Annotated in this window: 21 protein-coding genes; 5 read left to right on the top strand and 16 right to left on the bottom strand. The window is 40.8% G+C overall.

All coding sequences use genetic code 11. From position 1 onward, the window contains the following. Positions 1–153: 153 nt before the first annotated feature. The 6 genes from ACE4RR_RS15075 to ACE4RR_RS15050 form a co-directional block, all read right to left on the bottom strand. Positions 154–1500 (bottom strand): sensor histidine kinase, encoded by a 1347-nt coding sequence (locus tag ACE4RR_RS15075; RefSeq protein WP_375536260.1) that lies wholly within the window; start codon positions 1498–1500, stop codon positions 154–156. After that, positions 1497–2180, bottom strand: a complete 684-nt coding sequence (locus tag ACE4RR_RS15070) for a response regulator transcription factor (RefSeq protein ID WP_375536259.1) — start codon at positions 2178–2180, stop codon at positions 1497–1499. The genes ACE4RR_RS15075 and ACE4RR_RS15070 overlap by 4 nt, the downstream gene beginning before the upstream one ends. Before the next feature lie 118 nt (positions 2181–2298). After that, positions 2299–5163, bottom strand: a complete 2865-nt coding sequence (locus tag ACE4RR_RS15065) for an ATP-binding protein (protein ID WP_375536258.1) — start codon at positions 5161–5163, stop codon at positions 2299–2301. Next, positions 5150–6397: a metallophosphoesterase family protein gene (locus ACE4RR_RS15060; RefSeq protein WP_375536257.1), complete on the bottom strand. Its 1248-nt coding sequence runs from the start codon at positions 6395–6397 to the stop codon at positions 5150–5152. The genes ACE4RR_RS15065 and ACE4RR_RS15060 overlap by 14 nt, the downstream gene beginning before the upstream one ends. Before the next feature lie 243 nt (positions 6398–6640). Beyond that, on the bottom strand, positions 6641–7087 hold the full coding sequence (locus ACE4RR_RS15055) for an LSm family protein (RefSeq protein WP_375536256.1): 447 nt from the start codon (positions 7085–7087) through the stop codon (positions 6641–6643). A gap of 33 nt (positions 7088–7120) precedes the next feature. After that, complete coding sequence (locus tag ACE4RR_RS15050) at positions 7121–7786, bottom strand: lytic transglycosylase domain-containing protein (RefSeq protein ID WP_375536255.1); 666 nt, start codon at positions 7784–7786, stop codon at positions 7121–7123. A 144-nt stretch (positions 7787–7930) separates the two neighbouring features. Between ACE4RR_RS15050 and ACE4RR_RS15045 the strand changes: the two genes are divergently transcribed. Next, positions 7931–8110, top strand: coding sequence for a YhzD family protein (locus tag ACE4RR_RS15045; RefSeq protein ID WP_375536254.1), 180 nt, complete (start codon positions 7931–7933; stop codon positions 8108–8110). A 715-nt stretch (positions 8111–8825) separates the two neighbouring features. Here the strand turns inward: ACE4RR_RS15045 and ACE4RR_RS15040 are convergent. From ACE4RR_RS15040 to ACE4RR_RS15030, 3 genes are all read right to left on the bottom strand, one after another. After that, positions 8826–9665, bottom strand: a complete 840-nt coding sequence (locus tag ACE4RR_RS15040) for an HAD-IIB family hydrolase (protein WP_375536253.1) — start codon at positions 9663–9665, stop codon at positions 8826–8828. Between the two features lie 108 nt (positions 9666–9773). Next, entirely contained in the window at positions 9774–10136 is a 363-nt protein-coding gene (locus ACE4RR_RS15035) for a YlbF/YmcA family competence regulator (RefSeq protein WP_375536252.1), read from the bottom strand. Positions 10137–10234: 98 nt separating this feature from the next. Next, positions 10235–11374 (bottom strand): DUF445 domain-containing protein, encoded by a 1140-nt coding sequence (locus ACE4RR_RS15030; RefSeq protein ID WP_375536251.1) that lies wholly within the window; start codon positions 11372–11374, stop codon positions 10235–10237. Positions 11375–11522: 148 nt separating this feature from the next. On the opposite strand from ACE4RR_RS15030, the gene ACE4RR_RS15025 reads away from it, so the two are divergent. Both ACE4RR_RS15025 and ACE4RR_RS15020 read left to right on the top strand, forming a co-directional pair. Continuing rightward, on the top strand, positions 11523–11741 hold the full coding sequence (locus tag ACE4RR_RS15025; protein WP_375536250.1) for a DUF5342 family protein: 219 nt from the start codon (positions 11523–11525) through the stop codon (positions 11739–11741). 73 nt (positions 11742–11814) lie between these two features. Beyond that, a complete protein-coding gene (locus tag ACE4RR_RS15020) occupies positions 11815–11979 on the top strand; it encodes a hypothetical protein (RefSeq protein ID WP_375536249.1) in 165 nt (54 codons plus the stop codon). 241 nt (positions 11980–12220) lie between these two features. On the opposite strand, the gene ACE4RR_RS15015 is transcribed toward ACE4RR_RS15020, so the two are convergent. The 6 genes from ACE4RR_RS15015 to ACE4RR_RS14990 all read right to left on the bottom strand — a co-directional run bounded on the left by ACE4RR_RS15015 (position 12221) and on the right by ACE4RR_RS14990 (position 18859). Further along, positions 12221–12430, bottom strand: a complete 210-nt coding sequence (locus ACE4RR_RS15015; protein WP_375536248.1) for an alpha/beta-type small acid-soluble spore protein — start codon at positions 12428–12430, stop codon at positions 12221–12223. 133 nt (positions 12431–12563) lie between these two features. Beyond that, a complete protein-coding gene (locus ACE4RR_RS15010; protein WP_375536247.1) occupies positions 12564–14513 on the bottom strand; it encodes an AMP-binding protein in 1950 nt (649 codons plus the stop codon). Positions 14514–14527: 14 nt separating this feature from the next. Then, positions 14528–16057, bottom strand: a complete 1530-nt coding sequence (locus ACE4RR_RS15005) for an acyl-CoA carboxylase subunit beta (protein ID WP_375536246.1) — start codon at positions 16055–16057, stop codon at positions 14528–14530. A gap of 20 nt (positions 16058–16077) precedes the next feature. Then, a complete protein-coding gene (locus tag ACE4RR_RS15000; RefSeq protein ID WP_375536245.1) occupies positions 16078–16290 on the bottom strand; it encodes an acetyl-CoA carboxylase biotin carboxyl carrier protein subunit in 213 nt (70 codons plus the stop codon). An 18-nt stretch (positions 16291–16308) separates the two neighbouring features. After that, positions 16309–17655, bottom strand: a complete 1347-nt coding sequence (locus tag ACE4RR_RS14995; protein WP_375536244.1) for an acetyl-CoA carboxylase biotin carboxylase subunit — start codon at positions 17653–17655, stop codon at positions 16309–16311. Positions 17656–17713: 58 nt separating this feature from the next. Continuing rightward, positions 17714–18859, bottom strand: a complete 1146-nt coding sequence (locus ACE4RR_RS14990; RefSeq protein ID WP_375536302.1) for an acyl-CoA dehydrogenase family protein — start codon at positions 18857–18859, stop codon at positions 17714–17716. A 231-nt stretch (positions 18860–19090) separates the two neighbouring features. Between ACE4RR_RS14990 and ACE4RR_RS14985 the strand changes: the two genes are divergently transcribed. After that, positions 19091–19711, top strand: a complete 621-nt coding sequence (locus ACE4RR_RS14985; RefSeq protein ID WP_375536243.1) for an NAD(P)-dependent oxidoreductase — start codon at positions 19091–19093, stop codon at positions 19709–19711. Between the two features lie 100 nt (positions 19712–19811). After that, on the top strand, positions 19812–20369 hold the full coding sequence (locus ACE4RR_RS14980; RefSeq protein WP_375536242.1) for a LemA family protein: 558 nt from the start codon (positions 19812–19814) through the stop codon (positions 20367–20369). A gap of 295 nt (positions 20370–20664) precedes the next feature. Here the strand turns inward: ACE4RR_RS14980 and ACE4RR_RS14975 are convergent, their stop codons facing one another. Then, positions 20665–21219, bottom strand: coding sequence for an LOG family protein (locus tag ACE4RR_RS14975; RefSeq protein ID WP_375536241.1), 555 nt, complete (start codon positions 21217–21219; stop codon positions 20665–20667). Positions 21220–21289: the final 70 nt, after the last annotated feature.

Here is a 21289-nt window from a genome sequence, read left to right as displayed (position 1 = left end):
ACTTGTCCTCTGTGCACATTCTATGTCCTACACCTTTAAAATATTCCTGAAAGCAGATTAATGGCTGCATATAAACTTGACCTTCTTCCTGGTATGCTGTTTTTTTATGAAGCCAAAAAAATGTCTGGATGCGCAAAAGCACATACAGACATTTTATTTAGCACCACGAGGCAGGGAGATTACAAATTCTACACCATTGTTTGTATTTCTCACTTCATGGTGTCCCTGATGAAGCTCTGCAATGCGCGAAACAATCGCCAGACCAAGACCGAATTGTCCCTTATTCCCTTTTCGGAATGGAACAAATAAATAAGGGAGGTCCTCCTCTGGGATCGCATCACCATTATTAGAGACCTTAATGTCGATAGAGTCCTTATGCTGTTCAGCACTCAGCCAGATCTTGTCTTTAGTATACCTCATCGCATTTTCTACTAAATTCTCCAGCAGCACCCTCATATGCTCTTGGTCTGCAATAATCTTTACATCGGCGCCTTCGATTATAAAGGTAACATCATCTCTCTGCATGCGGAAGCGTTCTTCAATTTGGAAAGCAATCGATCCAAACATCATAACTTCGGCATTGATGGTTTCTATTTTTAACGCATCGAGCTTTGTAAAGTAAAGCATATCCTTTACCCGTTTATCCATCCGGTTTGCTTCATTAAGAATCACATCCATCGTTTGTTCTATATTATCTTTAGGAAGAATGCCGTCTTTTACCGACTGAGCATAAGTTTTCACGACCATAATCGGCGTTTTTAATTCGTGTGAAGCATGCTGAATAAACGTTTTTTGAGAGCGATCATAGCGGATTAAATTCTGCCTCATGCTTTCAAACTGGTCAGAAAGCTTTTGAAAATCATCATCTCCTTCCCATCGGAATGGCTCCTTCCAATTCCGTTTTGAGATTTGCTCAAAATGGTTTCCAAGAACCTGTAGAGGCTGTCTGAGATATCGTTTAAGCCAAAAAGCAGGCAGCAGGCTCAATGCACTCGTAATCAGGAGAAGATAAATAAGGCGTTCCCAAAGCCTGTTCACCATTAGATCCCTATAAGTATCCCACATGTATGAAATCTGAAAAGCTTCATCCCCATCTGACTCCACTCGTGTAATTACATAAAATAAAGTGGCGTCATTGTATGTCAGTTCATATCGTTCTCTCTCGGCATTCTGACCGACCGCCTCTGATACCATTTCCTTTAAAACGGCGTCAGGTGGAACTGGTTCTCCTCTGATGGACTCGTCAAATAAAAATAGGTGCCCGACAGACCTCTCTGCTTCTCTTCTTTCTACAAAATCAAGGTCAGATTCGGGAGGATCAAAATAATCGCTGAATGGATTAGCCATTCTCGCCTGTTCCTGTTCGATTATCCTGTATGTTTCATCTGTCAGCGTCCCTTTTATTGAAATCGGGTACACAATGATCATAGACAGTCCTACCAGCACAATCAATGCAATAAATGACAGCCAGATACGCTGGGTAAGATTAACTTTCATCATGATGATAAAATTCGGTAGCCGAACCCGTATAAAGTTTCAAGATGGATCCGTGGCATTTTCTTGCGTACACGGCGGACCACATCATCGACTGCGCGCTCTGAACCGAAATAATTTTCCCCCCACACATTTTCTATTATATCTTCTCTCGATAAAGCTTTCCCTATATCTTCAGTAAGCAGCAGAATTAAATCCATTTCTTTAGTCGTCAAATCTACGTGACGATCGTTGTCAAGAGTATCCGCTACGGTCCGTGCTTCTGGATCAATCATATAATCATTTAATTCTACTTTTCGAGAATCCTGGGAATTTTCTCCGTAAACACGGGAAAGCAATTTCTTCACTCGAATAATGAGCTCCTGCGGCAGAAATGGCTTGGAAAGATAATCATCACTGCCCATTTCCAAACCAAGGACTCGATCGAGATCTTGATCTCTCGCGGAAATGAAGATAACAGGGACATCCCCCTCCACTTCTCTAATGCCCTTTAGAATCTGATAACCGTCAGTACCAGGGAGCATAATATCAAGCACCCATAAGTGCGGCTGCTCCTTTATTGCCTCAAGAGCGTCTGAGCCATTATCGAAAATTTTAACAGCCCAGCCTTCTTTTTCCATATATGCCTTCAGAACTTCTGATAAATTGGCTTCGTCTTCCACTAAATAGATCATATATTTACTCATTTGTTCTATTCCTTTCTTTTGAAATAAAGAAAAACTTGGCTTGTCGCCAAGTTTAAAAGGCGAAAACCTCAGCTTATCTTATATGTCCATTGTTTTAATTATCTCTGTTCATTTTGATTTATAATACAAGACGCTGATGGTCCTGAATGAAGCTCTCCTCTTGTTTATGGCAGGTAAAATAGATGACCTGCCTCTCTGCACTTATTTCATTTAATAAGCGGAAGGCAGCTTTTTTTCGGCTGCTGTCAAAATTAACGAAAGGATCGTCCATAATAAGTGGAAAAACAGAGTATTGATTATAAACTTCTGCTAAAGCAAGTCTTAACGATAAATAAAGCTGCTCTGCTGTCCCTCTGCTTAATTCCTCTACTGAAAAACGCATGCCGTCGTTTCGCTCAACCTGAAAGTACTTTCCATCCATCGGCGTAAATAAAGATGTATATTCTTCTTCCGTAATGAAATGAAAATACTTGGACGCCAGCTGAATAACCTCTGGCTGTCTTTCTTTTTCATAGCGGGACTTGGCTTTTTTAAGCAATAAAGAAGCTGTTTTCCACTTTAACCAATCATACACGTTTTCCTGAAAAGATGCTTTCCGTTCAGCATATTCCTGCAATACTTTTTCGTATGTTCCGTCCTGCTCAAGTCTTTTTATCTGCTGTCCAAGTTCTGCATCCTTTCTCTGCCATTCCTTTTCCTGTTGTTCCATTTTATCTAAAGTTGAATTCAGTTCTTCCTCTTCAGAAGCAGTGTGCCTGTTTGATTGCCATTTCATCATTGCTTCATTTACTTTTTCTTCCGAACCGAGCTGCGATAATAGTTGACTTTGCAGCCAGCGCTGTTTCTCACGGAAGTTTTCATATTCCTGTTTTTTCTTTATTCCTTCTAAAAATTCTGCTTCAGAGCCTATATCAGCTTCGATTAGAATCGAACGAATCTCTTCGTTTACCTTTTTAAGGACGCCTGAAAGATATCTCTTTTTGTGGTGCATGGAGACATATTGCTCTGCTTCCTTAATCCAATTGTCATTTTTTAAAAGATAATGTTTGAGCTGCTCCTGGCAGGAGAAAACAATTTCTTCAGCACTTTTATTAACATTTACGTCCATTTCGGCTGCAGCGTCTCGGCTCATATGTTCAAATTTTTCTATTGCACTAATCAGCGTTTCTTGTCCTTTAATTTCCGTATTCACTGATTTTTTTATTTCTATCCATTCTTTTAATGTATAAAAATACTGATCTGCTGTGTCTGCGGATGGAAAGGCTGGGATATTATTATTATTACACCACTCAATCATGTCATCCTTATTTTTTGTGTATGCTTCTTGAATTGAATAGAGCGATTCCTGATGAGAGAAAATCTGCTGATTTACTCTTTCATGCTGCCACTCTTTTTCCTTTATTTCTATTTCCGTACGGCGGTTCTGCTCTAATAACAGTTCAATTTTTTCATGCTCTTTTTCATCATTCTCGATTTCTCGGTCCTTTTTCTCTCTTTGCTGTAAATATAATAAAGCAGCAGCAAATCCTGCAAAAAGCATAGTCGCTCCTATAAACCTAAAACCGGAAGCCATTTCCCAAACGCCGAGGCTTAAAAAAATTACAATAGAAGCCCAGAGCAGCATAAATATTGAGCGCATCCCTTTAGCATGAGCCAGTTTTTCTGCTTCTTTCTCCAGATGTGTCCGTTCCTTTCGCTTTTGATCCTGCTCCGCTGCATCCAGTTTCTTTATTAGATCGACTATTTCTGCATCCAGTTCTTTACTGTATAGTTTGTCTTTTTGAAGCTGATCTTCAATCATTTCATTTCTTTCCTGCAATTTTTTTGATTTTTTTATTAGTGTGAGCAGGTTTTCTTCTTCATCAATTGTAATATCGCTGACAAGCTTCAGTTGTTCCTCAGACCAGGCGACCTTTTTGAGCAAATCCTCTGCCCTGATTAACTTTTCGTTAAGCCTCGTCGTGGTCAGCTTTAGATCTTCTTTATTTTTGTGATAAAAAGATAGTCTTTCTTTTAACGTATTAATTTTTTCTATCCAATGCTGCAGATCTCGACTGTTTGACGCACCTTTACATTGAATATGTTTTTGTTTCATCTCGACAGTAAGTTCAGTTTGCTGCTCTGTTAGTTGACGCCGCTGTCTGTTTAAATCATCCCAGTCTTCCTTTTTTTCAAGAGGTACATTTTTGGAATCTTCAAGAAGCTGTAAATGTTGGTCTGTTACTTGCTTCTCTTCAAAAATTGAATGCAGTGCTTGCTCCTGCAGAATCTCAGAAAGCTGCTTTTTAAGCTGCTTTCTTTGAAGCTGAACAGCTTCAATCTTATCAGCAGCTGCTTTTCTTTCACTCAGCAGTATCTCATATCGGTCTATCTCTTTTTCCCACCCGTGAACCTGCTGATAGATATCTTTTAATTGCCTTAACTCCTCATTTATAAGTGGCTTTTGACCTCGCGGTTTAAATAAAGATGAAAGTTTTTCTACCGTTTCCTTTTCAAGCTGAGCCACTCTTTTTGTCCCTGTCATTCCTGCTTCATATAAATACTGATTTAATTCATCACCTTGCAGTTGTTGAATTTCTGACAGACCATCCAGACCAAAACAAAAAATACCCTGAAATGTAGACTTATCCATTTTATTTAACAGAGAATGAAGCCAGGCCTCTCCGTAGGAAGCCCCGTCACTGCCAAATACAGAAATATCTCCGGAAGATTTTTGACGCAGCACCCGTTCTATTTGAAAAATTTCTCCATCTTCAAGCTGAATCGTAATCTTCCCTCCATACGAACTGCCGGTTTTGGGCTCGTAACGGAGTTGTTTTTCTTTTTTTGTTGGAAAACCAAATAATACAGCCTGGATAAATGCGCGTAATGTTGACTTTCCAGCTTCATTATTTCCGCAGATTAACATAAATGACTCTTCTATATCTAATGTTTCATTGTTCCATCTGCCGAATCCGTAAATGTGCAACCTAATTATCTTCATGGTTTTCCCTCCTCCACCAGGAGTCTACAATCCATTGATGTGCTTCCTCGATTAGTTTATCTTTCTCAGACTCTGGAATGGAAGCCATATATTTTCTAGCGGCCGAATGCTGTAAGAGCTCTTTCCAATGTTTTTCAAGAACTGTTTTATCGTCCCTAATTTCTTCTGCCGCTCGCTCAATATCTATAAGAAATGGTGGAGCTTCACTATTTAGCTGGGAAATACTTTTGACATTATTTATTATATTGTAAAAATATAGGAAAGGTGTTTCCTCCTTCCCTGATTCATTCAGCACTTCCAGCCATTCCGCTTCTGCCTCTTCATCTTTTAATTGAACACCCTGTATACTGCACCCTGTTAATTGCAATTCTATCCAGAAGCCGGCTTCAGTTCTATTTAGAAACTTTTCAGATGCCTTGAAAACAGCCTCAGTCAGATCGTCAACCCCTGAACAAGAGGTGGTATCGACAATAAGTCTCTCAAACGCAATATCTGCAGCCGGATGAAATGTGACGGAAGTTCCCACTGGATTTAAGGAAATTAATAAATATCCTTTTTCCCCTGTTTCTTTTTTTGAACGTCCTTGTATACTGCCTGGATAACAGATATTTTCAGCTAACTGTAAGCGTTTATGTATGTGACCGAGTGCCCAATAGTCAAAATGCTTTGCTGTTAAATCCTGGAGATCAAATGGAGCGTATGGTAAATGATCGTGATTTTGCCGCAGCTGCCCATGCAAAATTCCGATATGATATGGCGCCCCTTCTTTTCGCAAATAGCCTGCTGCAATGTTTTCTTTAAAAGAAGATCTTGGATAGCTGCATCCATAAAGATGTGCAGCCGCTTTATTACCTTTATAAAATATTTTAAGCTCCGGCTTCGTGTCAAATATGTTTACATTATCCGGCCAATTCATTGAAAAATAATCTTCGTTGACCGGGTCATGATTACCAAAAACAATATAAACTGAGATATTATTATTATGAAGACGCTCAAATTGTTTTTTTAAGTAAAGCTGACTTTTTATGCTTCGATTTTGCTGATCAAATAAATCGCCTGCCAGGATAATAAAATCTACAGAACTTGTAATAGCATTATCCACCATCTTTTCGATTGCTCTGCGGCCGCTGTTTTCTAGTTTTGTTTTCATATCTCTGTCCGAGGCAAGATACGCTTCAGGGACAGTAGAACCAAGATGCAGGTCAGCAGCATGGATGAATGTAAGCGAATCCATATAAGTTGCCTCCGTTTATTATTTTAATTACTATTATATCAAAAACTTAGGATGAACCATTGAATAACACCGTAATTTACAATCTGGTCTGTTAAACCAACCTCACCAAACCACCTGCATTTAACAAGAGAGTTCCTTCTATTTGCCTTGTCAGCCAGCAGATGCCGCTCTAATCGATATGAAAGTTATTAAAAAATAATAAAACCCCAGAGACCAAGGTAAGCCTCTAAGGTTTTTCATATATTAATACCAATAGGGAAGAGCAGAAAGAGCGACTAACGCAGTAAGCGGCAGAATGAGCCGTCGGAACCCCTGGCCTGGATAAGGATTATATCCTGGGTAACCACCGTATCCGCCGTATCCTCCATAACCTCCGAAAAATTGGCGCTGTCTGCTGTTTCCACAACCGCATCCGCATGACTTTTTCATCATACCGTGCACTTTATAGTTATTACCCATGCCGGCCATATTCTGATTATTGTTTGCCATTCCGGCCATATTCTGATTATTGTTTGCCATTCCGGCAGTCATGCCTGAGTAATTATTATCGTGCTCTGGAACCATTAAATATACGTTGTTTGCGTCCACGCCTTCAACAATTCCATTATATTCGCCATTGTCATTTGTTTTGACATTCACATATTTCCCTATATGTTGATGACATAAATTGTACATGTTCATATTGTTCATGCTTCGCCCGCCTCCTTTTAATTTTCATCGTATTCAGCGGGCGAATATCATGTTCCAAATTATTTTATTTATCCCTGTTGTTTGTTCTGATTGAACTGATTCGTATTTTTCATAATACGTTCGTTCATATTCAAGAACCTCTTCCACATACCAGTCAGCATGGTTATATTGATAGACAGCATGTCTTTTATCACCTTCTGCCGCTCCATTGGAGGCTAAGAAGTTTGCCGCGGAATGTATCGCGTCCTCTACATTATAAGGGTCAGCACGACCGTCTCCATTGCCATCTACACCATAACCGCCGTGATTCTTGATAAGTTCAGTATCGTGCAGCTCATTCTCAGGTATATCAAGACTTCCTTTTTCCGCACAGCCCGGATAGCTCCACCCGATGAATGTACACGGCATAAACTGCATATGACCGACAGCCCCAGCCGGACTTTCTAAACTGCTCATTGTGGAGAATACAGATTCTACACGGTGCACTGCTGCAAGCAGCTTCCAGGAGATATCATACTCATCGCCTGCTTCTTGATATATTGGAATAAATTCAGCAGGTATTTGTTCATTGGAATAATACTGATCCCTTGTAAAGCTCTCAGGAAGGGAGCTGTGAATTATGATACCCAGAATAACGATAATGGTGACTGTCATGACGAAAACAGAGAGAACAGGATGTTTTCTCTTTCTTTTAGGCATCTCAGCACCTCCTGTTCTTCATCTTATAGAAAAATTAAGAATGCAGCCAGCAACAATTTTTCGACATTTTTTAAAACTTGATTCGGTGTATTTTTCATCGTAAAATAAAGAAAATGAATGAACATTCATTCTGGAGGGATATAAATGCATTATTTTTTAACTGTATTTCAAAAAGATGGGAAATTGAGTCTAAATGCAACTTTTGAATTTGATAATGATGAGGAAGCTATTGCTCATGGAAGACAAAGACTCGAAGAGGAAAATTGCGCAGCGATGACACACCGGCTGACCCGAAGCGGCAAACTGCTGATATTTCAAAGGTAATAGCAAAATCAGATCTTTGATAAGTCGGTTTGAAACAGTAAGGGGTGTACAAGCTGACTCGCAGGGGCTGTATCAAAAGTCTTCTCAAAAAATCTTAGTCCCCACATTGGTGGTTAAAATCATACCAAAACATGTTATGGGGCGTATCATAAATGATACTCGCCCCTTTTGCATGGTAAAAAAAGCAGTGGACAAGTCCTTCGCTTTCCGTGGGCAGCGCTTCAGCTAACCGGGCGAAACCCGCGCCCGGCGGATCTTCAGCCGCTGCTCTTCCCAATGGAGTCTTCGGACTTGTCCCCTGCTATCTTCTATTTAGGATACTATTTTTTCTAAAAAAGGGGCTTTTGCTACAGCTTCATTATTTTTTGGGATGAAGTTAATGGATTATCATCTTTTGATACAGTCCATCTTTAATGATTATAAAGATTCGATTAAATGCGGCCACGTCCAGTGCGTCGCGGGACAGCACGTGTCTTAAGACTCTACAGGCAGTGTTCTTTCTGCCGGGGAGGCTTGAGCCGTGCCCGCGGAAAGCGTAGTGTTTTGACGGAGCATATGTTGAAAACTAAATTGTAACAAACAGGGGCTGTTTCAAAAGGTTAAAATCAGCTTTTGATACAGCCCCTTGACTTGTTTTAGTGTGATTTTAACCCGCGTGGTGGAGACTAAATTTTTTCAAAAGTATTGGATACAGCCTGAAGATCTTACTTTCTGCTTAAACTTCTACTTTCATTTGTTTTCTAAATACTTCTTTTACCATATAAGCGACCCCATCCTGATCGCTGGACCTGGTGATCCAGTCCGCTTCTTCTTTAACAGCGGCGGATGACTGCCCCATAGCTACGCCTATTCCTGCCATTTCCAGAGCGGGAATATCACCGGATCCCGCCCCGATATATATCATTTCTTCATTTTTAACACGCAATTCATTCATTAAATAAGCAAGGGTATTCTCTTTCGTTGCTTCTTCCCGTTTAATTGTAAGATTCGAAGCATGCTGCTCCACTAAAATTCCAGGAAGTCGTGTTAAAATTTCCTGCCGGCATTCGCCCGCGCTTCGTTCATCATCGAATTGACCGAATACTCGGAGAGCTGTCAGCTGTTTCTCATATACAGCCGTACTGATCTGAGAGGTGTATGTTTTAGGCTGAAAAAGACCTTCTGCAATGCTGAACTGCACTTTTCCAAGCTTCTTCCCTGATTGCCTGTGTTTATTTTCCCATTCGTAATTCTCAGACTCAACTTGAATCTTACAAGGGAAACGTTCCATAAACTCAGTTAAGTCATATACAAGTTCAGTCTGCATTCGGGATTCATACAACGGTCTTCCTGACATCGTAGCCAGCATCGCTCCCCCGTGTACGACCATCTCCTGGTTTAATTTTAAACTTTTTGCTACTTTTTTTGCTGATGTGAAACTCCTATTTGTCACAAGAACTGTGTAGACACCCTTGTTCCGGACAAAATCAAGCGCTTCTTTAGTTTCTTTTGAGATCCTATCATTCGACTTGAGCAGCACGCCATCAATACTCATTGCCAGCAATCGATATGTCATGTTGTCATACCCCTCCCTGAAGCTTAGCCTTTGCCATTAGGTTTATGTCAGCCTGACCCACTTTAGAACAGAAAAGCCTGCAGCAGTCGCTGCAGGCTGGATAAGCTTTTACTGGCCTTGCTGATCTTCAGGTACACCATAAAGATCTTCGAGCGGTTCAGTAATGATTTTGTTTAAATCACCAATAACTGTGCTCATTTTTTGTTCTTCTTCCATTAATTTTGAGATAACCTCATGCTGCTGAACCATTTCAAATTGTTTCTGCGCCTGGGTTATTTCATCTTCAGATGGCTGCTGGCCCTGCATCTGTTTTTGCTGAAGCTCCAGCTGAACATTACGGAAATTATCTAACATTCTTTTTGCAACTTCATCCTCTTCTACCTGAGCGTGAAGATTTCTTAAATTCTGGAATTCATCACTGTCTCGAAGAGTACGGGACAGTTCGTGTGCTTTGTCATAAATATTGGCCATTTTTCAGGACCTCCTTTAAACAATCTTCAACGAGCATAACACGAATAAAATACTCATGCATCCATAACCACAAATTAATTAATAAGGCAGCAGCAGCATTACATGAAAATTAAAACGAATATTCCCTGCAGCAGACCAACTGTTCCCCCGAGAAATCCACCGAGGTACGTGATCATTTTGAATTCCCTTGCAGAGATGGAAAGTACCATAACCTCCAGCCTGCCGACGGAAAAAGCATTAACCTGCTGCTTTACTACCTCCTGCAGGTTTAATTCCTCAAAAAATAAATGCAGGCGTTTACCCAGGAAATTTTGGATTAATAATGAAAAAGAAGGAAGCCATTTATTAAGAATTTTGTCTTCATACCGCGGCACCCAATCACGGAGTGGTGTTTCGAGCAGTTTCATAATAGGAATTTCCTTATCTATGACTTCAGCTGCTCTGCCGGATATTTTGTCAGCGTCTACGTATGGAGATACTATACTGAATGGCTGCTCCTGAAGTTTCTCCCATTCCATTTGTATATATTGTCTGATAAACATTTCTGACGCAGGATCTTCGAAAAATTTTACGATCTCAGGCTGCAGCTTTTCTACAATCTTTTCTTCACCGAACATGGAACCTAAAAAATTAAACATCGACCCTTTTCCGTTAAGAAATTTTCTTAATAACACATACAGCTGCTGTCTGCCTGCTTCACTTTGAAAATAAGCAGAGCCTTTTTCCGTTATCATCAGTGACAGCTCAGGTATAAGTTTGTTGACTTTATCTTTGAGCCCTGGCGGAACTGCCTCTTTTAAAGCTGCGTCTTTATTTTCTTTCATATATTTATCAATTTTTTCGTAAATATATTGCTCTGTGCTATCTTTTATCTTAAGCCTGATACTGCCTGTTTGAAAGTATTGATTAATTAACTCTTCAATAGATCTTTCTGATAAAGTCATTCTTTTAATTTCACGTCGTGCCCAAGAAATCATTTTATCCTGAAAGTCCTGCTCTCCAATTTTTTGAGTGATTCCCTCTGGGGTAAGCAGGTGGGTAACCACCATTCTGCCCATTTGATCTGCCAGAGCTGCTCTTCTTTTTGGGATGAGTCCTGGAGTGAAAGGTACTCTCCAGCTTCCCAGATATATTGCTTTATATGGACGGAACAGCATTTTTATTGCTAAAAAATTGGTGATACCACCAATCGCTGCCCCAATTGCCATCATAATGAAAAGTATTAAAAGTGCATTCATACAAAATCCCCTTTTGGCATTCCACATGCTTTTTATAACAATCATTCTTACTTTACCAACTCGACTAATATACGGCAAGAAGAAGCTGTTGAGTGTGCCTTACCTATGCTACGATAGGGATATACTATTTTTCAGGAGGGGCCTAAGTATGATCAGCCATTTTCAATGGGCAGAACGTATAAACAACTTGGTCAGAAAAGAATGGAGCTTTTCTTTTTATTTTAAAGGCACTTATTTCACTGGAATTTATAATATGGATGGTACGATTGATTGGAATGGCTCTGTTCCTGCTGAGCACGAAAAACTGGAAGCGGGGCTTCATGACTTATTTTTATATCACGTATACGAAGATCATCAACCAGAATAGACCCTTCCCATTATCTTCTTCGTATCATAAACGCACCCTGCGTTAAAGCTAATGATACGGGAGGGGAAAGCACATGGATAAAGAACAAAAGGGTCAAACGAAAGAGAAGAACTATTCCATGGACGTGGACCGTATGATTAATGAAGGTCTCGCAGGCGGAACCGTCTCAGACTATTATAATCAGAAACAGATTGAAGAAGCACGGGATCTTGAGGAAGAAGAACCTCCAAACCACTAATGAATGGAATAAGACCCGGTTAGCAATAGCCGGGTCTTAAGTTTTACCCCGTTAAGGATAAATTTCTCTAATGCCCAGTTTAAAAGGCAAAAACCTCAGCATTACTTATTCTCTCATCCTATAAAAAAATTGACTTTTGATATTCAATCACTTTTTCTTTTTAAAATATAAATTAAAGGAGGCTGCCCGGGTGATGACATGCATCACCTTTACAGGCAGCCCCTCCATCCATTTTATTCGATTATTGCTGCTGATACCCGCTCATTTGCTGTTCAGCCATTTGAACGAGACGTTTAGTGATTTCTCCACCTACAGATCCGTTTGCACGGGAAGTAGAATCAGCGTTAAGCTGTACTCCAAATTCTTGAGCGATTTCATACTTCATTTGATCAAGAGCTTGTTGAACTCCTGGTACTACCAATTGGTTTCTAGAAGAATTGTTGTTAGCCATGTATCTCACCTCCTCTTTGTAACTATAGTTTGTATCGAAATTCACAGGGTATCCATTGTTTTGATTAGTAAATAAAGGAAATTATCTCAAAACGAAAAACTGGCTTCCCTTTATTGGAAAACCAGCAGCATTTTTATTGTATTTTTTTACCAATCTTTCTGATTTTCTCTACTGCAGAAGGATTTTCTAAGGAAGATAGGTCACCAGCATCCTTATCTAAAAAAGCTGCTTTAATTGCCCGTCTCATTACCTTTGCATTTCTCGTTTTAGGAAGATCCTCCACAAAATATACTGCCGCAGGCCGTAATGCTTTGCCCAATTTGCTGCCGCAATAGTTGATCAATTCTTTTGCCAGCGCAGCTTCCTCCTGCCATCCGTCATTTAATATTACAAAACAAACTGCCTCTTCCCCTTTTATGTCATGTGGAATGCCGATCGTGCCTGCTTCTCTCACTGCAGCATGATCGACGAGCACCGACTCCATTTCAGCAGGACCAAGACGCTTTCCGGCAATATTTAATATATCATCGGAACGTCCGGTAATCGTCCAGTAACCATCTTTGTTTTTAACAGCCCAGTCTCCGTGAACCCAGACATCCTTCCAACGACTCCAATAGGTTTGTTCATACCTTTCTGAATCTTTCCAAAAACCTTTAGTCATTCCCACCCATGGCTTCGTAATGACCAGCTCCCCTACTTCATCAGTGACAGGCTTTCCATCATTATTGAAAACATCTGCCGCCATGCCCGGAATAGCGGAATTAAAGGTCACCGGCCCGATAGGACGTACAAGTACATTACCTAAAATTCCTCCAGAAATTTCAGTACCTCCAGAATAATTAAATATAGGAGTTCTTTTTCTTCCGACTGTTTTAAACAGCCACTTCCAAGGATCTGGATTCCAGGGCTCACCGGTAGAAGCAATAACACGAAGCTCGCTGAAATTAAATTTATTTACATAGGTGTCTCCATGCTTCATCAACGAGCGGATCAACGTCGGCGAAATGCCCAGGTGGCTTACTTTATGGGCTTCAGTAAGCTTCCAGAGCCTATCCGGTGCAGGAAAATCTGGAGTTCCTTCATACAGCAGCATCGAAGCACCATTGAGAAGTGCGCCATACACAAGAAAAGGTCCCATCATCCATCCCATATCAGTAAACCAGAATAAAGTATCGTCCTGTTTTACATCCATACCAATGCCAGCGTCAAAAGCAGCTTTAATTGGAAATCCTGAATGAGTATGAACGGCTCCTTTAGGTCTGCCTGTTGTGCCGGAGGTATAAATGAGCATCAGTGGATCAGAGCTGTCCATTTCCTTCATTGGGATTTCGTTTCCCATATGCATCAGCTGTTTCCAATCAATGTCCATAGAATCATTCCAGGTGGTTTTCCTGTCCGTTCTTTTAACAACTACGACATGCTGAATCATTTTCGCAGCCTTCGCTGCTTGATCAGCCTCTTCTTTCATGGTGACCATTTTTCCTCTTCGATAATAACCATCTGCAGTAATTAGTACGGTAGAACCAGATGCATTCATGCGGGCAGCGACAGCCTCAGCTCCGTACCCTGAAAAAGTCGGACAGAAAATTGCACCTAATTTAGAAACAGCCATCATTGCTATTACCGTTTCAGGAAGCATCGGCATATATAATGTTACAACATCTCCGGATTTAACACCTAATGAGGAGAGGCCGGCCGCTGCCTGATCTGTTTTCTTTTGAAGCTCTTTATAAGTAAGCGTTATGTTTTCTTCATTTTCCCCTTCCCATATTACAGCCGGTTTGTCTTTCGTCGATTCCTCGGCAGCCCATTTGTGGACAGCATTATAAACAGCGTTTAATTTTCCTTTTTCATACCAGTCCGGCCACTTCTTCCCTTTGTCAAGGCTGAGGGTTCTTTTATATGGCTCGAACCAAGAAATCTGTAATATTTTTTCTGCTTCTTCCCAAAACCAGGATACGTCTATTGTAGAGGCTTTTAAAAATTTGTCGTAATCTTCATATCCAAGCTGTCTCATCCATTGGTAAAGTCGGGTTGCCTTTACCTGTACATCTGTCGGAAACCACACTGCTTCATCCTTCACATCGAAAAACTCCTTTATACTGGATAGACTGCATGTTTCCTTTTTGCAAAACTGTAATTTTTCGACTGATAGGTTTTCAGCCGATCTATCAGCACTTCTCTCAGCTTACCCGGCTCCACAATGTCATCAATTACCATTTCTGAAGCGAGCCTGTAAATATCAATATTCTCTTTATACTCTTTTCTCTTTTCCGCAATAAACGAGTCGCGTTCTTCTGCAGGCAGTTCACTGATCTTATTGGCATATACTGCATTTACTGCGGCTTCTGGTCCCATTACCGCGATTTGAGCTGATGGTAGTGCTATACAGCAGTCGGGTTCAAATGCAGGGCCTGCCATTGCATACAAACCTGCTCCATACGCTTTTCTGACGATTACAGAAATTTTCGGTACAGTTACATCCGACATGGCTGCTATCATTTTTGCTCCATGTCTGATAATGCCTGCACGCTCTACTTTAGTGCCGATCATAAAGCCGGGGATATCCGCCAAAAAGACGAGAGGAATGTTATAAGCATCACATAGAGTGATAAATCGTGACGCCTTATCCGCGGAATCATGAAACAACACACCACCTTTTACTTTTGGCTGATTAGCAATTATACCGACTGCTTCCCCATTCATGCGTGCAAATCCAATAATGATCTCAGGTGCGAATTCCTTCTTCATTTCAAAAAAGCTGTCAGCATCAATTAAACAATTTAGAAAATCATACATATTAAATGGAGCGTTTTGATTTTCAGGGATAAGTTTTTCAATCTTTATCTCCTGTGAAAATGGAATCTTAGCTGGTACGGAATCGGTTTTTTCAGAGTAATTTTGCGGAAAATATGATAAATAGCCTCGCGCCAGCTGAATTGCCTCAGTCTCGTTTGCTGCTAAAATATCACCGCAGCCTGAGACAGAGCAATGCATTCTTGCGCCCCCCATCTCTTCGAGAGTCACCTTTTCCCCTATAACCATTTCAGCCATTCTTGGTGAACCCAGATACATTGATGCGTTTCCTTCCACCATAATGACAACATCACAAAATGCAGGGATATAAGCTCCTCCTGCAGCAGAGGGACCAAATAATAAACAGACCTGCGGAATTTGACCGGAGAGCTTTACCTGGTTATAGAATATACGGCCTGCTCCCCTTCGGCCCGGAAACATTTCCACTTGATCGGTAATTCTTGCCCCTGCGGAATCTACAAGATAGAGCATTGGGACGGAGAGCTTTGCGGCCGTTTCCTGAATGCGGATAATTTTTTCAACTGTCCGCGCTCCCCATGATCCTGCTTTAACAGTCGAGTCATTTGCCATAAAACAGACTGTTCTCCCATTTATCCTGCCGGTTCCCGTTATAACCCCATCAGCTGGGAGTTCGTCTGCCAGATTATTCGCGTACTTACCGTCTTCAAACACTATTCCATCATCAAATAGTTCAGTTAAGCGATCTCTTACATACAGTTTGCCTTTCTCTAAGTTTTTTTCATGGTATTTCTCTAACCCGCCTTTTTCAATTCGATCAGTTATTTGCTCATATGATTTACCCGTCGCCATGACTTGCTCCTCCTCATGAACTACTCAAGTTCTATCAATTCATCGCCTTCGTTTACAAAATCTCCTTCTTGCTTTAGGATATTTTTTACTCTGCCGCCTTTTTCAGAACCGATCGGAATTTCCATCTTCATTGATTCTAAGATTGCCACTTCCTGTCCCTCTGACACACTGTCTCCCACTGCTACTAAAACCTTCCATAAATTCCCGGCCATCGATGCGTGAATTTTACTCATTGTATGCTCCTCGTTTCCTTAGTTTTTTGAAATTAAATAATTAGTTACAAACCCTGTATCTGCCCTTCCTTCTTGAAATTCATCATGCTCTAAAACGTTAAGGAGCATCGGCAGATTTGTTTTTATTCCATCTATTCTATAATTTGTCAGTGCGTTCTTAAGATGTTCAATACTTGTACTTCTATCGATGCTTGTCACAATGATCTTTGCGAGCATCGGATCATAAAATGGAGTGACAGCGGTCCCTTCTTCTACTCCTATTTCATGCCGGATATGTGCTGCCTGTGGCAGATCAAGTTTAGTGATGGTCCCTGGTGATGGGAAAAATGTCTGTGGATCCTCTGCATATATTCTGGCTTCTAATGCATGATTTTGGAAGGTTACTTCATTCTGACGAAGCGTCAAAGGGCGCCCTTCGGCAATACGTATTTGTTCGCGGACTAAATCAATTCCTGTTATTTCCTCCGTCACCGGGTGCTCTACCTGGAGGCGGGTATTCATTTCTAAGAAATAAAAATTCTGATTTTCGTCCACTAAAAATTCTATCGTCCCGGCATTTTGATATCCTATTTTCTGTACCGCATGTAATGCGGATTGGCACATTTTTTCCCTGGTTTCTCTGCTGATGAATGGAGAAGGACTTTCCTCCAGTACTTTTTGATTTCGACGCTGGACCGAACAATCCCTCTCCCCTAAATGAATAGCATGGCCAAATTGATCCGCTAGTACTTGAATTTCAACGTGGCGGGGTTTATCTATATACTTTTCTAAATACATAGTTCCGTTCCCAAAAAAACTGGCGGCTCGTTTTTGGTTTCCGGCGAACGCTTCACGCAGCTGCACTTCATTGTCCACACGCTGCATTCCAATGCCTCCGCCTCCTGCAGCCGCTTTTAACATGACAGGAAAGCCTATTTGCAAAGCAAACTTTACGGCTGCTTCAACATTTTCTGCAGATTGATTCATTCCTGGAATGATGGGAACACCGGCTTCTTCCATCATTCTTCTGGCCGTAATCTTATTACCCATTTGCAGCATAGTATGAGAGGCCGGGCCGATAAAATGGATTCCTTCTTCTTCACAGCGTTTAGCAAAATCACCGTTCTCTGAAAGAAATCCATAACCAGGGTGAATGGCGTCTGCACCTGAATCCTTCGCAGCCTGAAGTACGGCATTGATACTTCCGTAGCTTTCTTCTACACGTGAGGTGCCAATATAATACGCTTCATCTGCCATTTTTACATGCACTGCTTTATTATCGGCATCTGAATAAACCGCTGCTGAAATCAAATTCATTTCCCGGCAGGTTCGTATAATCCGGCAGGCGATCTCACCTCGATTTGCAATTAATATTCTCCGGAACAATGACCATTCCTCCTTTTTGAGTACCTGCATATAACAAAAAGGTAAATATTTCGTTTATTTAAAAACAACCGAGCTGTCTTGCTATAACGAGCCGCTGGATTTCAGAAGTCCCTTCTCCGATTTCCATCAGTTTTGTATCTCTTAGCATTCTCTCTACTTCATATTCACGCATATACCCATAGCCTCCATGAATCTGCAGGGCTTCATTGCAGACTCTTGTTGCCATCTCTGAAGCGTATAACTTGGCGAACGCAGATTCCTTCGTAAATGGTTTTTCCTGATCTTTCAACCAAGCCGCCTTCCACACCATATTTCTGGCTAATTCGATCTGCATAGCCATATCTGCCAGTTTAAACTGGATCGCTTGAAAACTAGAGATCGTGCGGCCAAACTGCTTCCTCTCTTTTGAATAGGAGAGAGCTTTTTCATAGGCACCATTTGCAATTCCAACGGCCAGGGCAGCAATGGAAATTCTTCCGCCATCCAGCGTGTATAAAAATTGCTTAAACCCTTTATTCGGATCACCGAGCAGGTTTTTTTCTGGTACTCTTACTTCATCTAAAATTAATTCTGACGTATTTGATCCGCGTACCCCCATTTTTTCGTACGGACTTGTAATTTTAAAACCTTCTGCTTTAGTGGGTACAATGAGAGCAGAAATGATATTTTTTCCTTTATCATCCTTTCCGGTCACCGCCGTCACAATCACAGTTCTTGCATATTGAGCATTAGTTATCCAGCATTTTTCTCCACTGATAACATATTCACTATCTACGAGTTCAGCTTTTGTTTTCGTTCCACCTGCATCTGAACCGGCATTGGGTTCCGTTAATCCAAAGGAACCAAGTGCCTGTCCTGAAGCAAGCGGAAGTAAATGATCCAGTTTCTGCTGTTCGGTGCCAAAATAATAAATAGGACTGGCTCCCAGTGAAACTGCCGCTGCATAACTTAAACCTGTGCTTCCACATGCTTTACCTATTTCTTCTACCGCCAGCGCGTAAGAAAGAGTATCTCCGCCGGAGCCGCCATATTCTTCAGGAAATGGTATTCCCAAAAGACCCAGACTACCCATTCGTTTAAAGGTTTCTTCCGGGAAACGTGCGTCACGGTCGATCTCTACAGCTTTTGGTGCAATCTCCTGTTCTGCAAAATCCTTCACCATATTTTTTATCATTTTCTGTTCTTTTGACAATTCAAAATCCATACCTATTCCTCCGTCCTGGGATTCATCAAGGAAGCTGAGCGATCGTTCAGATGACATCCATAAAAAAGAAACAAGCATTGAAAGCGCTTCCATTAATATCTTTATTATAGATATTCTCATACGTAAACGTCAATTCTTTTTTCTGATGAAGACTATCTGTCTTTAAATTTGAGTATCGTTTTCAATTGTGTTTTTATGGGGAATAGAGTATTAAAATAGGGAGGATGAAAAATGAGAGCTGCACTTTTAGGAGCAACCGGCAGAACAGGAAAAGTTATACTTGAACAACTGCTTCAAATGGATATAAGTGTGACTGCCCTGGCAAGAGAACCCGAAAAACTCTCAGAAGTACGAGGCCCAATTACAATTATTCAAGGAAATGCTCTTAATGATACTTGTCTGTCGAAAGCTTCTGACAATGCAGATTTTGTTATCAGCGCGTTAAGTACTGATAAAAGTAATACTTTACAGCGTGTTGTTCCGCTTCTTATAAATACGATGTCTTCAAAGGGGATTAATCGGCTTATAACTATCGGAACAGCCGGCATTCTTTGTGCTAGAAATAACCCTTCTTTTTATCGTTTTCATACTAAGGAGTCTAAACGGAAAAACACCACTGCCGCCAGAGATCATGCCAAAGCATATGAAAAGTTAAGAGCTTCCAATCTTGAATGGACAATTCTTTGTCCTACTTACCTTATAGATGGACCTGAAACCGGGAGGTACCGGACAGAGAAAGATTATCTCCCTATTAATGGAAAAAAGATATCTACCGGAGACACAGCCGCCTGTGCTGTGTCTCTCCTTGAGGAACGCAAATGGAGTAACTGCCGAATCGGAATTTCCTATTAAAGGTATTTCCAACTACTGCTAAGAAAGGAAACATGCTATACTGTAAAAAGGAACTATGAAGCCTATACTGGTCAATCAGCTGAAGAGGGGGTTATTAGCTTTGACCTTTTTTGGAGCCGTACTTGGGATTATAATTGTGATTGCAATTGCCGGGTGGATTATCGGTTACAATGCTCTCATTAAATACTTACATTGGGTGGAAGAAGCATGGGCATATCTTGATAGCTTATTGAAACGCCGCTATGACCATGTCCCGCAATTAGTTGAAATAATGCAGGCCGAAGTTCGGACCGAGCAGCACACACTTGAAAGAGCAATTGAGTTGAGAAGTCAATTAATGTCTTCAAACAACAGCAGAAAACAAAAGCTTCAAATAAATAATGAGCTGTCAAAGGTGCTGAAACAAATAATTTCAGTAAAAAATGAAGTAAAAGAATTAAAGGAAAACCCATCTTTTTTAGAGCTTGAAAGTCAAATTCAAGAAACAGACGAAAAAATAAGTAAAGCTTCAAAAATGTACAATAATACTGTAGCAAAATATAATGCAAAAATCAGTTCCGCCCCCACCAATTTCGTTGCCAACGCTCATAATTTTCATGAACGAGAATCATTGGAGGAAGCTCGGGCAGTCACCTCCGGAATGAAAGCAACCTCTTAAAATGCGCTTCTTTAAATAGAAGCGCATTAATTTTTATTTGAAATATAACCACAGTTATATTTTTAAAGCTGATACAAGAAAATTGATAACATTTCACATACATCAGCGCTCATCAGCTGCAGCCGGCAATGATGCCTCTCTTAAATTCTGCTAAACTAATTGCACAGAGTCAGCAGCAGGCTAATTAAACTGCTTTACATATTATTTTGTTTTATTACGCTGATGCTACTCTGAATACGTACGATACTTTTTTGCGGCCATTCAGAAGCAGGCCGCTCTTTTTTTCGTTCTACCTTTACTGTTTTTCAGGTTCATACATTCCCAGCTTTTCTAATAAGAGACCCGGTTCTTCCTCAGTAATAATTTGTTCAGCTATATGCTCTGCTAAAAACCCTTCGTTAACCATGTGTTCGAAAAGGTCGGACAGCGGCCTGTAGTATTGATTAACATTAAAAAGCCCGCACGTTTTTTTGTGGTGACCAATAGCTCCCCATGTTAAAATTTCGATAAATTCCTCGAGAGTTCCTATTCCTCCGGGCATCGCCACAAAAGCTTCCCCTTTTTCATACATTAACGCTTTCCGCTCATGCATCGTTTTTACAGTAATAAGGTTATTTAGGTGCTGGTGTGCCGCCTCTTTAGACATCAAGCTTTCAGGAATGATTCCAGTCACTTTTCCGCCATTACGCAGAACACTGTCTGCAAGGGTTCCCATCAATCCAGAGCTCGAACCTCCGTAAATAATTTCTATGTCGTGGCGGGCTGCAAGCTGGCCCAATAAAACCGCTTGTTTTTCGTATTCTTCATTAAATCCTTTGCTTGAACCGCAAAATATTGTGAGCGATCTCATAAAAACAGCCCCTCCTCCCCTTTATCTTAGCATTTTATGACTGCACTCTAAAAATAGGTGCAGACTATTG

It is taken from the genome of Alteribacillus sp. HJP-4, assembly GCF_042139015.1.
GTDB lineage: Bacteria > Bacillota > Bacilli > Bacillales > Marinococcaceae > JBHIKY01.
Note: the sequence above shows the minus strand (reverse complement) of the source record. Positions and strands in the feature narration are given on the sequence as shown.

Bases quoted from the DNA above. Each gene is read 5' to 3' on its own strand.
- ACE4RR_RS15035 (WP_375536252.1), bottom strand. From the start codon at position 10,136: ATGGCCAATATTTATGACAAAGCACACGAACTGTCCCGTACTCTTCGA.
- ACE4RR_RS15050 (WP_375536255.1), bottom strand. From the start codon at position 7,786: ATGCCTAAAAGAAAGAGAAAACATCCTGTTCTCTCTGTTTTCGTCATG.
- ACE4RR_RS14990 (WP_375536302.1), bottom strand. From the start codon at position 18,859: ATGGATTTTGAATTGTCAAAAGAACAGAAAATGATAAAAAATATGGTG.
- ACE4RR_RS15040 (WP_375536253.1), bottom strand. From the start codon at position 9,665: ATGACATATCGATTGCTGGCAATGAGTATTGATGGCGTGCTGCTCAAG.
- ACE4RR_RS15070 (WP_375536259.1), bottom strand. From the start codon at position 2,180: ATGAGTAAATATATGATCTATTTAGTGGAAGACGAAGCCAATTTATCA.
- ACE4RR_RS15025 (WP_375536250.1), top strand. From the start codon at position 11,523: ATGATCAGCCATTTTCAATGGGCAGAACGTATAAACAACTTGGTCAGA.
- ACE4RR_RS15005 (WP_375536246.1), bottom strand. From the start codon at position 16,057: ATGGCGACGGGTAAATCATATGAGCAAATAACTGATCGAATTGAAAAA.
- ACE4RR_RS15055 (WP_375536256.1), bottom strand. From the start codon at position 7,087: ATGAACAATATGAACATGTACAATTTATGTCATCAACATATAGGGAAA.
- ACE4RR_RS15015 (WP_375536248.1), bottom strand. From the start codon at position 12,430: ATGGCTAACAACAATTCTTCTAGAAACCAATTGGTAGTACCAGGAGTT.
- ACE4RR_RS15020 (WP_375536249.1), top strand. From the start codon at position 11,815: ATGGATAAAGAACAAAAGGGTCAAACGAAAGAGAAGAACTATTCCATG.
- ACE4RR_RS14985 (WP_375536243.1), top strand. From the start codon at position 19,091: ATGAGAGCTGCACTTTTAGGAGCAACCGGCAGAACAGGAAAAGTTATA.
- ACE4RR_RS14975 (WP_375536241.1), bottom strand. From the start codon at position 21,219: ATGAGATCGCTCACAATATTTTGCGGTTCAAGCAAAGGATTTAATGAA.
- ACE4RR_RS15045 (WP_375536254.1), top strand. From the start codon at position 7,931: ATGCATTATTTTTTAACTGTATTTCAAAAAGATGGGAAATTGAGTCTA.
- ACE4RR_RS15030 (WP_375536251.1), bottom strand. From the start codon at position 11,374: ATGAATGCACTTTTAATACTTTTCATTATGATGGCAATTGGGGCAGCG.
- ACE4RR_RS15000 (WP_375536245.1), bottom strand. From the start codon at position 16,290: ATGAGTAAAATTCACGCATCGATGGCCGGGAATTTATGGAAGGTTTTA.
- ACE4RR_RS15060 (WP_375536257.1), bottom strand. From the start codon at position 6,397: ATGGATTCGCTTACATTCATCCATGCTGCTGACCTGCATCTTGGTTCT.
- ACE4RR_RS15075 (WP_375536260.1), bottom strand. From the start codon at position 1,500: ATGATGAAAGTTAATCTTACCCAGCGTATCTGGCTGTCATTTATTGCA.
- ACE4RR_RS15065 (WP_375536258.1), bottom strand. From the start codon at position 5,163: ATGAAGATAATTAGGTTGCACATTTACGGATTCGGCAGATGGAACAAT.